Here is a 15126-nt window from a genome sequence, read left to right as displayed (position 1 = left end):
GCTTTATGAAAACGTTAGTATGCTTTGGAGATAGTATTACAGCTGATGAAACGTTTTTCAATGGAACGCCGAGGTTAACACCACGTTTGCAAGAGATGTTTCCGAATTGGGAAGTAGTGAATGCAGGTGTTCCAGGTGATAATACGTTCGACGCGTTACATAGAATTGAAGAAGATGTATTATCACATGAACCAGACTTTGTAACAGTTTTTCTTGGTACGAATGATGCAGTTTCTTTTGCTCAAGTCCCATTACAAGCATATAAAGAAAACTTAGAGAGAATTGTAAGCGCGATTTCACCAGAAAAAGTATTACTTATTAGTCCGGCGCCAGTTGATGAAGAAAGACAACGTAATAGAACAAATGAAATACTCGGCCAGTATGCAGAAGTTGTAGAGGAAGTAGCGAAGCAAACCGGGAGCCATTTTCTAAATTTGTATGCTGAGATGATTCAGGAAGAAAATTATAAAATATTCGTAGAAGATGAAGAAAAAGATGGCTTGCATTTTGGACTAGAAGGCTATGAGTATGTAGCGAAGTTAATTGGTGAAAAGTTAAAAGGGATTTTATAAAAAAGCAAAGCGATATCGCTTTGCTTTTCATCGTTTTTTTTAAGGTGGATCAATCTAGAAATGCTTGTTGCAATGCTTTTAGTCCATCGCTGTAGATGCCATGAAACAGATTAATTGCCTCTTCATCACTAACCCCTACAGGAGTGAAAGTACCAGACCACTCTACTAATGATGTGTTATTTTCAGTCCCTTCTTTAACCTGGATTGTGGATAGATAATTATTGACTGGGAATGGTGCATTCATAATTGAATACGTGTAGTAGCGTTCCTTATCATTGAATACTTCTAAGCGCTCTATAATCGTATCACCATCTGGATTAGCTAGATGACGTACGCGTCCACCTTCAGTTACTTTGCTGCTAGGTATATAAGGTAACCAGTCTGGAAGGGAGTTAAAACCTCCGATTAATTGCCATACTTGTTCAGGTGAAGCAAAAACTGTCATAGATGTAGTAGTATGTGCCATATTTATTAGACTCCTTTTTATCCCGCTATTTGCAGGGAAATAATCAGTGGGGGATGGCCCACTGATTAAAGTTTCACTTTATTTTACGTTGATTGGTAGTGGTGCATTAGGTGCTACTAGTTTTTGTTCGCGCATTTCTTCCCAGAATGCTGCTGGGATTACTGTGTTTAAGGCATTTTGGTCTTCTACAATTCGTTCCGGTTTACTTGCACCAGGAACAACGGCAGCAACTGCTGGGTTAGCTAGTGAAAATTGTAATGCAGCAGCCTTGATGCTGATTTCGTGACGATCTGCAAGAGCTTTGATTTTCTCAACTTTTGCAATGATTTCTGGTGATGCTTTTTGATATTCGAAGTGAGCACCTCCAGCAAGAATACCTGAGCTATATGGGCCACCAACAACAATATCCATATTATGCTTTACAGCTGCAGGCATTACTCGTTGTAAGGCACGCTCGTGGTCTAATAATGAATAACGGCCAGCTAACAAGGATATATTTGGCTGCGCTTCTTCTAAATCTAGCATAAGTTCAATTGATTCTACTTTGTTTACTCCAAGTCCCCAACCTTTAATGACTCCTTCTTCGCGTAAACGTGTTAGCGCACGGAATGCTCCTGTACGAGCCGTTTCAAATTGTGAAATCCACTCGTCGCCATAAAAGTCTTGTGCTAAATCATGAATGAAAACAAAGTCTAGACGATCTGTTTTTAAACGTTTCAAACTTTGCTCGATAGAACGAAGAGTTGCATCTGCGCTATAATCATTGATCATTTTATTTTTACGACCAAATTCGAAAAGTCCGCCTTTTTCACCTAAATCACGTGCAGATGGATCTTCTAGTTCATCTGAAATAGTTCGACCGACTTTTGTGCTTAAAAAGTAATCATCACGATTTCTTTTTGAAAGTGCTTCACCAAGACGAATCTCCGCTAAACCAGAACCATAAAGTGGAGCTGTATCAAAGTAACGAACGCCATTCTCCCAAGCAGCATCTACTGTAGCGATTGCTTCTTCTTCTGGGATATTACGGTACATATTACCTAGTGGTGCTGTACCAAAACCGATTTTTTCTTTTAGTAAATTACTCATTAAAGATATCCTCCTAAAATGTATTTGAAAATTAATTAATCATTGTGAATAGATGTGAAAATCAATACATGTCATTTCATCGTCTGACAAAATGCATGATAAAAATACTCACTTTAAAGTACGGGTACTAAAATGTAATTTCTAATACTACATGACTCACTCAACTCTTACAAATGCTATTATGAAATGTATTTTACATAATGAAAAGTACGTACTTTAAAGTGATATAGATACTAAAAAGTAATACAGGTACTTTTTGGTGCCGTACTACTCATCTGCTGTTTACGTATGCTATTATGAAACATGTTTAATACAATAAAAAGTACGTACTTTAAGGTGCTATAGATACTTAAAAGTAATATTTAAATCTTTAGCTTAATTGCCTTATAACATTATTAAAGGAGATTTTTATATGAAAACATACAATATTCCTGTAGAGGCGACTTTAGAGGTTATCGGTGGAAAGTGGAAAGTAGTTATCCTTTGTCATTTAAAGAAAGACAAAAAGAGAACGTGCGAATTAAAACAATTAATGTCTGGTATTACACAAAAGATGTTAACACAACAATTACGTGAATTAGAAGAAGACGGTGTAATCGAGAGAAAAGTGTATAACCAAGTGCCGCCAAAAGTAGAGTATTCTTTAACGGATTACGGTCATTCTTTAGATGCTATACTCGATTCTCTTTGTAACTGGGGAGAAAATCATCTTGAAAAGAATGGCAACACGTCTATGCTTATAACAGCAGCAGAATAAAAAAGAAAAAAACGAACGGAAATACGTTCGTTTTTTTTGTTTTGTCATGTATATAGAGGGAGATTTTTTAGTAGCATAATTACTTTTTGGTAATATAGGTACTTTTTTGTGCTGTAGGAACTAAAATGTGCCGTATAGAAAATTATGTAGTTTTACGCAACAATAAAGAGCGAATTTATAAAAAAGGAGAGGAGAACGCGTGAAACAATATAATATACCTATAGAAGTAACGTTAGAAATTATCGGTGGAAAATGGAAGGTCGTCATTTTATGCCACTTAACGAAAGGAACGAAGTGAACGAGCGAGTTGCAACGTTTGATTCCTGAAATTTCTGTTAGAATGTTGACGCAGCAACTACGTGAGCTGGAAGAAGACGGTGTAATTACACGTAAAATTTATAAACAAATTCCGCCCCGAGTAGAATACTCCCTAACTGATTATGGTTGGTCTTTACAAAGTGTATTAAACCAATTAACCGCATGGGGAGAACAATGCATAGATAGAAAAAATACGAAAGTTAAGTGAAATCTCTATATGTAATATTGAAAACACCACCTAATGACGAGGTGGTGTTTTCAATATGAAACTTTAGAAAGTAAAAGCAAGGATCTATACCATATTAACAACTGTTTTAGCCGTTATGAATAATTGATTAAAGCTTTAATAGGTACTTAAAAGTGCCTTCATCACTTTAAAGTACGTACTATGCTTCATAATATAACCGTTTTATAATGACACTCGTAGCAAGAAGTCATAACGATCTTAAGCTATGTTCAAAAAGACTTATTAACTAGTATAGTTTTTTGTTCAATTTCTTTAGTAGGAGATGTCTATATGGTTGAAGAACTTTTTTATAAAAAAATACTCAAAAATCTTTTTTCAGATCCAGTTCAAATTACACTTTGGAATGGAGAAACAATCCATTATGGAGAAGGGGAACCTCAATTTCATGTAACATTCCATAAGCCGCTTTCAAAAAAAGAGATAGCTAAGGATCCTTCTATCGCATTCGGTGAAGCATATATGAATGGGGATCTTGAAATAGAGGGTAACCTTGAAAAAGCAATTCAATCTATTTATAAAAGGCAAGATAGCTTTTTAGGTGATAGTAAATTGCAATATTTCAAAAGTAAATGGAATTTCTCAAAACAAAAAAATAAAGAAGATATAGCTCACCATTATGATATTGGGAACGATTTTTATAAATTATGGCTTGATGAAACAATGACGTATTCTTGTGCATATTTCCAAAATGAGCAGGATTCTTTAACGACAGCTCAACATAATAAAGTGAATCATATTTTGAAAAAGTTGAACCTTCAAAAAGGTGATACGCTATTAGACATTGGTTGCGGGTGGGGTGAGCTCATTACAGCTGCCGCTAAGCAGTACGGTGTGAAAGCGATGGGAGTAACGTTAAGTGAGGAACAATACGCTAAGACTTCCGAGCGAATTAAAAAAGAGGGACTTACAGATTTAGTTGAAGTATCTTTACTTGATTACCGAGATATTAAGAATCATAAATTTGATAAAATTGTTAGTGTAGGTATGATTGAACATGTAGGAAAAGACAACATTACGCAATACTTTGAGACAGTTAATAAACTACTAAATGATGGTGGGATCTCTCTTCTTCATTGTATTACTTCTCCAGCAAATGGTGGTGCTACGAATGGTTGGATTGAAAAATATATATTCCCTGGCGGATATGTACCTGCTGTTAACGAATTAATCACGAACATGACAAACGAACAATTTTTCATTGTTGATGTGGAAAGCTTACGTAGACATTACGGGAAAACATTACAACATTGGTCTCAAAATTTTGAAAACGTACTGGAGGAAGTTCGCAAAACGAAAGATGAGCGATTCATTCGTATGTGGCGCTTATATTTAAATGCATGTGCAGCTTCGTTCTTTACAGGTAATATTGATTTACATCAATTTGTATTTACAAAAGGCATTAACGATACAATTCCGATGACACGTTCTTATATGTATGAATAAGAGCATGTAACCAAGTAGCTCTCTACTACTCATCGGGTGTAAATAAAATGATGGTAGGACATAGGTCTATAACTTAAAGTCGAGATGGTAATCAGAAAATGATTTCTATCTCGATTTTTTTATATATAATTTTAAAATCAAAACTATATACTTTTGATAATAAAAATATATAATAAATATAGAATCGAAAATATAGGAGCAAGGAAGTTGAAGAATATGATATTAACAATGGGCTTTATTGGATTTGGAAAATCAGCTAACCGCTATCATTTACCTTATGTAAATGCACGTAAAAATATAAAAGTGAAAACGATTTTTGCTCGCCAAATTCATGAAGAATTAGCGGCTCCGTATGAGGAAAAAGGTGTTAGTTTTACTACTAATTTGGATGAATTGTTGAATGATAAAGAAATTCAAGTGGTGACGGTCTGTACGCCAGCACATACGCATTACGAATTAGCAAAAAAAGTTATACTTGCTGGAAAATCAGTTATCGTTGAAAAACCATTTTGCGATACAGTAGAACATGCTAAAGAATTATTAGCTTTAGGCCGAGAAAAAGGTGTAGTAGTTATGCCTTATCAAAACCGTCGTTTTGATGGTGATTTCTTATCGGTGAAGCAAGTTGTTGAACAAGGATTTCTTGGTGATATTGTTGAGGTTGAATCACATATTGATTACTTCCGTCCTGGTTCAATCACTCACGAAGGTCCAAAAGAAGAAGGTTCATTTTATAGTTTAGGTATTCATACGATGGACCGCATGATTTCACTATTTGGCCGTCCAGATACGGTGACATACGATATTCGCAATAATGAAGAGGAAGGTGCCGTTGATAACTATTTCGATGTTGGTCTACATTACGGAAATCAGCTGAAAATTAAACTAAAAACGAACCATGTTGTAGCGAAAGATTATCCACGTTTTATCGTTCATGGAACAAACGGATCATTTATTAAATATGGTGAAGATCAGCAAGAGAATGATTTGAAAGCAGGTATTATGCCTGAGAGTGCAGGATTTGGTGAAGATTCACCGATGTATTATGGAATTGCTAAATATCGCAATGCAAATGGTGATTGGATTGAAAAACAAATTAAAACGCCGCTTGGTGATTACGGTCGTTTCTATGATGCAGCATATGAAACAATCGTAAATGGTGCACCAAAGCTTGTGAAAGACGAAGAAGCAGTAACGAATATTGAAATCTTGGAAAATGGATTTGCTGCTCAATCACCTTCAGTTTACAAACTTGTGGCTTTACATTTGAATGAATAGAAGAGGGAATACAGCTTAAAGGAGGTATGGAAATGGCAAGCGGATCAACACAAGTAAAATACCTCGGCATTTATCAAAAAATTAAACAGCAAATTTTAGACGGTGAATATAAAATTAACGAAAAAATTCCAAGTAGCCCCGTCCTTGCTGAAGAATTTGGGGTTTCAGCTCTTACTATTAAAAAAGCGCTGGATTTGTTAGTTAGAGACGGATACATCATCCGCCGGCGCGGAAGTGGAACAGTCGTTCAAGATTGGCGTCAGCAGGAAAAGGCACGAATGATTCAAACTTTAACAGGTACGAAAGCTGTTTACGGCAGTGAGGTAGAAAGTGAAATTATCGAGTTTACGATTGTCGGAGCCGAGGAAATCATTGCTGAAAAATTGGGCATTTCAGTAGGGGATTTTGTATATAAAATCATTCGCCTCCGTATCATTCACAGTATCCCAACGATTATGGAACATACATGGATGCCTATTTCGGTCATCCCAGGTGTTGAAGCTTCGGTTTTAGAGGAGTCGATCTACTCGCACATTCAAAATAAACTAGGTCTTGAAGTGGGAACATCCGTTGTTAGGGTCAAAGGAATTCGCCCAGATGATAAAGAAAAGCAGTTTATGAACTTAACAAATCAAGATTTCCTAATGAGAGTTGAACAAGTAGCCTACTTAACGGATGGACGCACTTTTGAGTACTCTTACGCCGATCATTTGCCGGAAACCTTTGAATTCGAAACAGTCATTACCGCAAAAAAGTTATAAAGAGGCATAAAAAATAGGTTGGGGCAAGTAATGCCTCGACCTATTTTTTGTCTTCAATGTAGCTACAATAGGAACGGTTATTATTCATCGGCTGTAATAAGCATGGATGTGTTTCCGTTTTTTTCAAGATGAACTTCGCCCCAAGTGCAGAGGGAATCGAGTATGGCTCCTAAAGACGAACCGTAATTAGTTAAAGAATACTCTACTTTCGGTGGTACTTGGTCATATACTTTTCTTTGAATTACATCATCTTCTTCTAATTCACGTAATTGTTGTGTTAACATTTTTTGAGTAATACCAGGCATTAACCGTTTTAATTCACTCGTTCTTTTTGTTCCCTTTTTTAAATGACAAAGAATAACAACTTTCCACTTTCCACCAATAACTTCTAAAGTTGCTTCGACAGGAATATTATATGTCTTCATAAAAAACTCCTTTGATAAATTTAGATTACAGTTTTGGATTCACATACTAAAATTATTTCTTTTTAGTGCCTATAATACTTTAAAGTGCGTACTATTTATTGTGCTAAATATCGTTCATAATAACCGATGTAAGAGAGAAATAAGCAGAACGGCACTTGAAAATGCATACATTACTTTTTAGTACCTATAACACTTTAAAGCGCGTACTATTTATTATGCTAAATATATTTCATAATAGCACATGTAAGCAAGAAATGAATAAAATGTATTTTGAAGTGCATTGGAAATTGGTTCGCCATAACGCTATGGGGAAATTCACACAAAAAATGATTAATTACTCCAAGACTTAACAGTTGATTAATCTTACTGTAATGTTTAAAATTACAGTAAGATTTTTAAAAGTGAGTGGTCATCGTCTGTAAAATGTAGTTTCAATAATTTTATAAAAGAAGCATGAAAAGAAACGAATAGTAGAAATAAACGAAACATTGCCGAATAAATAATATTACGTGTATTTGTTTTTGAACTGTAATCTTTTTTAATACATTTCAATAACCGATATTTGACATGTACGTTTCATAAAGAAAATTAAAGGAGTGAGTGAAATATGGTGGTTTTATATACAACAGCAAGCTGTGGTTCATGTCGAAAAGCGAAAGCATGGCTTGAAGAGAATCAAATTGATTATACTGAAAAAAATATCGTATCCAATTCTATGACAGTGGATGAACTTAAATCCATTCTTCGTTTAACTGAAGAGGGTGCTACTGAAATTATTTCAACTAGATCTAAAACTTTTCAAGACTTAAATATAAATATAGATGAGCTTTCGCTGAATGAATTTTATAAATTAATAATTGAGCATCCGCTAATGTTGCGTCGCCCAATTATGCTGGACGAGAAAAGATTACAGATTGGTTTTAATGACGAAGAAATTCGTAAATTTTTACCACGTAGCGTTCGAACATTCTTAAATATTGAACTGCAAAAGTTGGCTAATTAATAAGTAATAGTATGAAAGAGAAATTTTTTGAAAGGAGGAAACAGAAGGTGATAGAAGTATGCGTAACAGTTAATTATAACGATAGAAATTATCAAACAAATGTTATTGTAAGCAAAGATACGGTGTGGACAAAAATTAAACAATTGGCAGAAGAACAAGTCAAAAAACAGTGGGATTTTTAAATTTGATTATTTAAAAAATGAAGTTGTAGGTTAGAGATTATAACTAAATCCAAGACTTTTCAGCAATTAAATATAAAAAAATTTGAAAGGAGGAAACAGAAGGTGATAGAAGTATGCGTAACAGTTAATTATAACGATAGAAATTATCAAACAAATGTTATTGTAAGCAAAAATACGATATGGACAAAAATTAAACAGTTGGCAGAAGAACAAGTGAAGAAACAATGGAGTCGTTAAATGTATTTTTAACTTAAAAAGCTAAATGAAGTTATGGAATATAGGCGAGTCCGGATAGAATATAAAGGAATTTATTTTTTATGGTAAGAATTATTTATATATATTTTAACATTCGACCAACCTATCTGTAATATTTATGGCTACAGTATGTTAATATACGAGAAACAACATTTTTGATCATAGGAGGAAAACAATGAACAGCGACTTTACCTTGGCCATTCACAGTTTAACTTATTTAGCTTTACAGTCAGACCGGATGTCAACAAGTAGTGCTATTTCAGAAAGTGCAGGTGTTCATCCAGTACGCATTCGCAAAGTGCTAAGTTTGTTAAAAAAACATAAGTTCATACAATCAAAAGAGGGAACTGGTGGAGGTTTTATTTTCGCTCGTGATTTAAGTGAAGTTAATCTCTGGCATATTTATCAAATAACCTCTGAAGGTGCATTGCAGCCGAAGTGTCCGGAATCGAATGATCAGTGTGTTGTAGGATCGAACATGCGAAAAGTTCTTTTTGCCATTTTCTTAGGCGCGGAAGAGCATCTAGGTGAATACTTAAAGAATTATACAATGAAAGAAGTTGTTGATCTTATTAATCAAGAACGTTAAGCGGCTTAAAGATTATATAGCCGTGAGTTCTTAACACTTAAATGTAACGAAAAATATTACAGTTCAATTTCGTTTTTATATCTTTTATATCGTCACAAAAAATATTTATAAGAAGGTGAAAAATTATGATGTCAAATAATAATCAAGTTTTAAAAGTAGGAGATTGGGTTCGTGGAATATCAAATGAGGGTGAATTTATAGTTGGTTACATTGTATCCCTTGATAAAGTGGAAGATGTAGTTACAGTTAGCATTGTGAAACGTGACGACAAGTACACAATAAACGAAGCGATTTTACTCTTTAGTAAACACGTTAACAAACTCCCTGAATCAAAGGTAATCAATAAGGAGCAAATTCTTTATCTTATAGATCTAGCATTATTAACAGGGGATGAAGAATGGTTTATTGAGCTTTCTTCAAAATTAAACTCGATAAAAGAGCTAGTTAATGGGGGAGTTTAAAAATTATAATAAATATGATATCTATTTGTATTTTTAAGTTTCTGTAAGATCAATCCTTTGGTTTTAAATAGTTCCATTCATCAAATATTATCTATCATCAATAGCTTAGATGTGTAAAGTCATTTCACTGCCAATAACGATAATTATGTAAATAAGCTGTCCAAATGGGCAGCTTATTGTAATTAGTCACGTCTAAATGGACCTTTTGGAGCAATTAGCTCTAAATTAGTACCATCTGGATCACGGAAGTAGGCAACACCTGTACCAAATCCAGATTTCAAGCCATCATCTTCTTGGAAGACAATAGGTTCTCCATCTGGTTCTATTCCAATTGCTTTTAGACGTTCTACAGCGGCATTGATATCTTCTACTTCAAAACAAAGATGCATCGCACTAATTTGATCATTTGAGTAAGAGGCTTTATCTGATTTAGGGACAACGTATTCTAGAATGTCGATATTCAAATTGTCTAAGTGTAGGTTGGCATATTTAATACGAGTATCTTCAAGTCCTTGGGTTTGCGCCATTCTCTTTCCGCCAATTTTATCGATGTTTGATATTTTCTTACCTGTTAATGCTTCATAAAAAACGATAGATTTTTCTAAATTACTTACTGTAATTCCGACGTGATTTACTTGTGAGAATCCTGCTGTTTTTTCACTCATTTTTGTTGCCTCCTATTTTTAGGTGGTGTAATGTATTTGTTTCACCAATCTTTTACTGTAATTAAAATGAGCCTTTAGTAGGAGTTCTATTCTAAGTCGTTTGTAACAACACACGAGAAATATAAGAGTGTTTTTTGATTGGAAAAGAATCTAGTATCGGCTAGGTTCTTTTTATTTTTCATTTGTCTTGATACAAAAATTTGATGAATTTGAATTACAGCCATTGAGCAAAAAAGCTTGATATTAAAAATATTATTCTTTAGTACATACATTTTTAAGATGTTAAATATATTTCATAATAGTCTCTGTAAGATGGGGATAAGTAGAATAGTACTTTAAAGTACCTATAGCACTTTAAAGTGCGTACTTTTTATAACTTTGAATATCATTCATAATAGCACCAGTAAGAAAAAAACAAGCTTTACGGTACTAGTTACTAACGATGTTAAAGCAGTTTATTTAGATTCAGATTGTTTGAAAGGTTATATTATATGGCCTAATAATTTCAAAAAATGTCGGTGTGGCATAAAACAATTATGGAGGTTAAAGATATGAGTACTTCAAATTTGAATGAAATAAGTAAACAAATTTTAAAAGAGGAGGAAACACTTCAATTTTCCTCTTTTGCAAATGAAGATGCCTTGCAACTAGGTTTATGTATCGTTGAAACAGCGAAGCAAGAAGGGAAATTGATTGCTGTTGATATAACGAAAAATGGTGTGCAATTATTTCATTTCAAGATGACAGGGACAAATGAGGAAAATACGAAATGGATTGAGCGTAAAAAACGAGTCGTTTCCCTGCATGATCATAGCTCGTATTATATGCAGATACAAAGTGAGATAACTGGAATTTCATATAATGAAAAATATCTTTTAGATACTTCGGAATATGCTGCGTTTGGTGGATGCTTTCCTATCAGAATAAAAAACGTAGGGGTTATTGGAATGATAACGGTTTCGGGATTACCACCAGAAGAAGATCACGAATTGGTAGTAAGAGCAGTTAAAAATCATTTGAACCAATAATTGTAGTTAGTGAATAAATAATTAACTTTAGGGGGGCAATACTATGCCATTAATTGAACTAAATACTTGGCCAACCATGTCAACAGAAGAAAAGAAGGAATTCATTTATAATGTAACGGAAATTACAATAAAACTATTAAAAATTGTCCCTGACAAAATTCAAGTGTTGATAACGGAACTTGAGAAAGAAAATTGGGGGAAAGCTGGGGCTGTAGCAAGTGATGCTACCTTTGCTGAGAAAAGTAGGGTGTCCAATTGGGAGACAAAAGAGTCTTACAATACACCGGATAGTAACGTTGATGGAATGGCTATTATCAAGATTGATATATGGAATACATTTGATCAAGAGACAAAGGATAAGTGGGTAAACGAACTTACACAATTAACATCTAAATATACTCATGCACCTTTGGATAAAGTGCTAATTCTTATTCGTGAAATGATTCCAGGAAACTGGGGGCAAAGCGGTGTAACAGGAGCCGATAACGACTTTCTTTCCAAAAGTCGTACATTTTAATCGTTAAATAAAAAGGCAAAAATGAACATATTTTTGTTCGTTTTTACCTTTTTTATTATTTATCTGGGGAAATGAGCATGAGCGTATTCTCACCCTTTTCTAGATGAAAAGGATAAGAGAATCTAGTATAGAATCTAAAGATTGATTGTAATCAGTTAAAGAATATTCTATGTCCGGTTGTACGCTATTCTTCGGATAGCACTGTTCTTCCATTTTTAATCGATATCCTCTAAAGTTGCCTCTACAGGAAGAGTGTATTTCTCCATATGAAACCCTTCATTGTTGAATGTAGATTTCAATTTTGAGCAAAAGAAGCTAGGTTATGTAAATGTTACTTTTTAGTACCTATAGTACTTTTTATTATGTTAAATATCATTCATAATAGCACATGTGAGAGGGAAACAAGCTTTATCCCGCTATTTGCCGGGCAGTAAGACCCCCACCTCAAAATTCAGCGGAAGCAAAGAAGCTAGGTGGGGGATGAACTGCCCGTAAAAGCCCGATTGGTGAGGGCTAATAATCAGTGGGGGATGAACAAAACCCCCACTGATTAAAGTTTCACTTTATAGTACTAGTAATTAACTATGTTACTTTTTAGTACCTACAGCACTTTAAAGTACGTACTATTCATTATTTTAAATGTATTTCATAATAGTACATGCAAGAGAAAAGTAAGAAGTACGGTACTAAAAAGTTCCTATCGTACTTTAAAGTGCGTTCTTTAAAAAGAGAATGAAACCATTCATAATAGCGTTTGTAGAGATTAAATATATTTTTTGAAAGATAAAAAGGTCTTTTTATCGCACTATTATGATAGGAATTATAGGGAAGAGGGAAACTCAATTGAATTCATATACAGCATCGTCTTCAGAAGTTCAGACGAATCGAAGAAGTATATTTGCGTTATTAGCTCTAGCAATTAGTGCGTTCGGGATTGGGACAACAGAATTTGTTAGTGTCGGTTTACTACCATCTATTTCGGAAGATTTACATGTGTCGGTTACAACAGCGGGTTTAACAGTTTCTTTATATGCGTTAGGCGTAGCATTTGGTGCTCCAGTATTAACGTCGTTAACAGCTAATATGTCACGAAAAACGTTATTAATGTGGATTATGGTTATTTTCATTATTGGTAACGGAATTGCAGCTGTCGCAACAAGTTTCACTGTATTACTTATTGCGCGAATTGTGTCTGCGCTTTCGCATGGTGTGTTTATGTCAATTGGTTCAACGATTGCTGCGGCACTTGTACCAGAAAATAAACGTGCTAGCGCGATTGCAATTATGTTTACTGGCGTAACAGTTGCGACTATTACAGGTGCGCCAATTGGAACTTTTATTGGTCAACAATTTGGCTGGAGAACATCATTTTTAGCAATCGTGGTAATAGGAATTATTGCCTTAATCGCAAATAGTATTCTAATCCCATCTAATATGAAAAAAGGTACGTCTGTGTCAGTCCGCGATCAGTTTAAACTGATTACGAACGGAAGACTGTTACTAGTTTTCATCATTACTGCATTAGGATATGGGGGGACATTCGTAACATTTACGTATTTATCTCCGTTATTACAAGAGGTAACAGGATTTAAAGCAAATACGGTTACTATCATTTTATTAGTGTATGGAATCGCCATTGCGATAGGGAATGTGATTGGCGGGAAATTATCGAATCATAATCCAATTCGAGCGCTATTTTACATGTTCTTTATTCAAGCGATTATATTATTTGTTTTAACATTTACAGCACCATTTAAGGTAGCTGGGTTAATCACAATTATTTTCATGGGACTATTCGCATTTATGAATGTTCCAGGGTTACAAGTATATGTCGTAATGTTAGCTGAACGATTTGTACCGAGTGCTGTCGATGTTGCATCGGCAATTAATATTGCGGCGTTTAATGCTGGGATTGCTCTTGGTGCTTATTTAGGCGGTATTGTAACGAACTCGTTAGGGTTAATTCATACGGCTTGGGTAGGCGGCATTATGGTAGTAGGTGCTGTTATTTTAACAGCATGGAGTATGACATTAGAAAAAAGAGATCAAGCAAAATAAAAGGAGAGAAAATAAAATGAAAAACTTACAAAGTAAAACAGTATTAAATAATGGTGTAGAAATGCCTTGGTTCGGTTTAGGTGTATTTAAAGTAGAAGAAGGACCAGAACTTGTAGAAGCAATTAAATCAGCGATTAAAGCAGGATACCGCAGCATCGATACCGCGGCGATTTACGGAAATGAAACAGCTGTAGGTGAAGGAATCCGTGCTGGTATTGAAGCGACTGGAATTTCAAGAGAAGAATTATTTATCACTTCAAAAGTATGGAACGCAGATCAAGGGTATGAAGAAACAATTGCTGCATACGAAGAGAGCTTAAAAAAATTAGAACTAGATTATTTAGATCTATATCTTGTTCACTGGCCTGTAGAAGGAAAATATAAAGATACATGGAGAGCGCTAGAAACACTTTATAAAGAAGGACGCGTGCGTGCAATTGGTGTAAGTAACTTCCAAATCCATCACTTACAAGATGTAATGAAAGATGCGGAAATCAAGCCAATGATTAACCAAGTAGAATACCACCCTCGTTTAACACAAAAAGAATTACAAGCTTTCTGTAAAGAACAAGGTATTCAAATGGAAGCATGGTCACCGCTAATGCAAGGTCAATTATTAGATAATGAAACATTACAAGCAATTGCTGATAAACACGGTAAAACAACAGCGCAAGTTATCCTACGTTGGGACTTACAAAATGGAGTTATTACAATTCCAAAATCAACGAAAGAACACCGTATTATTGCAAACGCTGATGTATTTAACTTTGAATTAACGAAAGAAGATATGGAAAAAATCGATGCGTTAAATCAAAATCACCGCGTTGGTCCAGATCCTGATAACTTTGATTTCTAATAGAAATGAGTAAAAGAGTGCAAAAAATTGCGCTCTTTTTTTATAGTTTCTATTCAATAAAGTGTTTCTGTTTATGACTTTTGAATTGTTTTAGGTTATGTGGAAAACTGATTTTAAAATAGTATAAAGTTTGACATAAAATAATGCATTCTATAA

The 15126-nt window shown here is 34.4% G+C and carries 18 protein-coding genes and 1 pseudogene; 15 read left to right on the top strand and 4 right to left on the bottom strand.

Features of this window, described 5'->3' with window-relative positions:
* Positions 1 to 5 precede the first annotated feature (5 nt).
* Positions 6 to 572 carry an SGNH/GDSL hydrolase family protein gene (locus LUS72_RS16505; protein ID WP_071747500.1) on the top strand — a complete coding sequence of 189 codons (567 nt, stop codon included), beginning with the start codon at positions 6 to 8 and terminating at the stop codon, positions 570 to 572.
* A gap of 49 nt (positions 573 to 621) precedes the next feature.
* Here the strand turns inward: LUS72_RS16505 and LUS72_RS16500 are convergent, their stop codons facing one another.
* Both LUS72_RS16500 and LUS72_RS16495 read right to left on the bottom strand, forming a co-directional pair.
* Positions 622 to 1038, bottom strand: coding sequence for an SRPBCC family protein (locus LUS72_RS16500; protein ID WP_098888720.1), 417 nt, complete (start codon positions 1036 to 1038; stop codon positions 622 to 624).
* Between the two features lie 78 nt (positions 1039 to 1116).
* Positions 1117 to 2127 (bottom strand): aldo/keto reductase, encoded by a 1011-nt coding sequence (locus LUS72_RS16495; RefSeq protein WP_071747498.1) that lies wholly within the window; start codon positions 2125 to 2127, stop codon positions 1117 to 1119.
* A 412-nt stretch (positions 2128 to 2539) separates the two neighbouring features.
* Here LUS72_RS16495 and LUS72_RS16490 point away from each other — a divergent pair, with 412 nt between their 5' ends.
* The 5 genes and pseudogenes from LUS72_RS16490 (at position 2540) to LUS72_RS16470 (ending at position 6931) form a co-directional block, all read left to right on the top strand.
* Positions 2540 to 2884 (top strand): winged helix-turn-helix transcriptional regulator, encoded by a 345-nt coding sequence (locus LUS72_RS16490; RefSeq protein WP_071771906.1) that lies wholly within the window; start codon positions 2540 to 2542, stop codon positions 2882 to 2884.
* Between the two features lie 199 nt (positions 2885 to 3083).
* Positions 3084 to 3410 (top strand): annotated as a pseudogene (locus LUS72_RS16485) (winged helix-turn-helix transcriptional regulator).
* A 309-nt stretch (positions 3411 to 3719) separates the two neighbouring features.
* Positions 3720 to 4892: a cyclopropane-fatty-acyl-phospholipid synthase gene (locus tag LUS72_RS16480; RefSeq protein ID WP_264447297.1), complete on the top strand. Its 1173-nt coding sequence runs from the start codon at positions 3720 to 3722 to the stop codon at positions 4890 to 4892.
* Positions 4893 to 5108: 216 nt separating this feature from the next.
* Entirely contained in the window at positions 5109 to 6170 is a 1062-nt protein-coding gene (locus LUS72_RS16475; protein WP_264449070.1) for an oxidoreductase, read from the top strand.
* Between the two features lie 32 nt (positions 6171 to 6202).
* Entirely contained in the window at positions 6203 to 6931 is a 729-nt protein-coding gene (locus LUS72_RS16470; protein ID WP_097832635.1) for a GntR family transcriptional regulator, read from the top strand.
* 80 nt (positions 6932 to 7011) lie between these two features.
* Here the strand turns inward: LUS72_RS16470 and LUS72_RS16465 are convergent, their stop codons facing one another.
* A complete protein-coding gene (locus LUS72_RS16465; RefSeq protein WP_071711655.1) occupies positions 7012 to 7356 on the bottom strand; it encodes a winged helix-turn-helix transcriptional regulator in 345 nt (114 codons plus the stop codon).
* 607 nt (positions 7357 to 7963) lie between these two features.
* Between LUS72_RS16465 and spxA the strand changes: the two genes are divergently transcribed.
* The 5 genes from spxA (at position 7964) to LUS72_RS16440 (ending at position 9846) form a co-directional block, all read left to right on the top strand.
* Positions 7964 to 8359 carry a transcriptional regulator SpxA gene (gene spxA, locus LUS72_RS16460; RefSeq protein ID WP_000261180.1) on the top strand — a complete coding sequence of 132 codons (396 nt, stop codon included), beginning with the start codon at positions 7964 to 7966 and terminating at the stop codon, positions 8357 to 8359.
* Positions 8360 to 8406: 47 nt separating this feature from the next.
* A complete protein-coding gene (locus LUS72_RS16455; RefSeq protein ID WP_000573535.1) occupies positions 8407 to 8541 on the top strand; it encodes a BA3454 family stress response protein in 135 nt (44 codons plus the stop codon).
* Between the two features lie 102 nt (positions 8542 to 8643).
* Positions 8644 to 8778, top strand: coding sequence for a BA3454 family stress response protein (locus tag LUS72_RS16450; protein ID WP_141533442.1), 135 nt, complete (start codon positions 8644 to 8646; stop codon positions 8776 to 8778).
* A 193-nt stretch (positions 8779 to 8971) separates the two neighbouring features.
* Positions 8972 to 9385 carry an Rrf2-family transcriptional regulator SaiR gene (gene saiR / locus LUS72_RS16445; RefSeq protein WP_264447291.1) on the top strand — a complete coding sequence of 138 codons (414 nt, stop codon included), beginning with the start codon at positions 8972 to 8974 and terminating at the stop codon, positions 9383 to 9385.
* A 125-nt stretch (positions 9386 to 9510) separates the two neighbouring features.
* On the top strand, positions 9511 to 9846 hold the full coding sequence (locus LUS72_RS16440; RefSeq protein WP_071747490.1) for an IDEAL domain-containing protein: 336 nt from the start codon (positions 9511 to 9513) through the stop codon (positions 9844 to 9846).
* A gap of 182 nt (positions 9847 to 10028) precedes the next feature.
* On the opposite strand, the gene LUS72_RS16435 is transcribed toward LUS72_RS16440, so the two are convergent.
* Positions 10029 to 10511 carry a VOC family protein gene (locus LUS72_RS16435; protein ID WP_097833443.1) on the bottom strand — a complete coding sequence of 161 codons (483 nt, stop codon included), beginning with the start codon at positions 10509 to 10511 and terminating at the stop codon, positions 10029 to 10031.
* Between the two features lie 512 nt (positions 10512 to 11023).
* On the opposite strand from LUS72_RS16435, the gene LUS72_RS16430 reads away from it, so the two are divergent.
* The 4 genes from LUS72_RS16430 to LUS72_RS16410 all read left to right on the top strand — a co-directional run bounded on the left by LUS72_RS16430 (position 11024) and on the right by LUS72_RS16410 (position 14970).
* Positions 11024 to 11539, top strand: coding sequence for a heme-degrading domain-containing protein (locus LUS72_RS16430; protein WP_141533441.1), 516 nt, complete (start codon positions 11024 to 11026; stop codon positions 11537 to 11539).
* Between the two features lie 43 nt (positions 11540 to 11582).
* On the top strand, positions 11583 to 12056 hold the full coding sequence (locus LUS72_RS16425; protein ID WP_097833441.1) for a tautomerase family protein: 474 nt from the start codon (positions 11583 to 11585) through the stop codon (positions 12054 to 12056).
* An 843-nt stretch (positions 12057 to 12899) separates the two neighbouring features.
* Positions 12900 to 14114 carry an MFS transporter gene (locus LUS72_RS16415; RefSeq protein WP_264447290.1) on the top strand — a complete coding sequence of 405 codons (1215 nt, stop codon included), beginning with the start codon at positions 12900 to 12902 and terminating at the stop codon, positions 14112 to 14114.
* Positions 14115 to 14130: 16 nt separating this feature from the next.
* Entirely contained in the window at positions 14131 to 14970 is an 840-nt protein-coding gene (locus tag LUS72_RS16410; protein ID WP_264447289.1) for an aldo/keto reductase, read from the top strand.
* The last annotated feature ends 156 nt before the right edge of the window (positions 14971 to 15126 follow it).

This window comes from Bacillus cereus (assembly GCF_025917685.1).
GTDB classification, from domain to species: Bacteria; Bacillota; Bacilli; order Bacillales; family Bacillaceae_G; genus Bacillus_A; species Bacillus_A cereus_AT.
The sequence above is the reverse complement of the archived record's forward strand: the minus strand, read 5'-3'. Positions and strand labels throughout refer to the sequence as shown.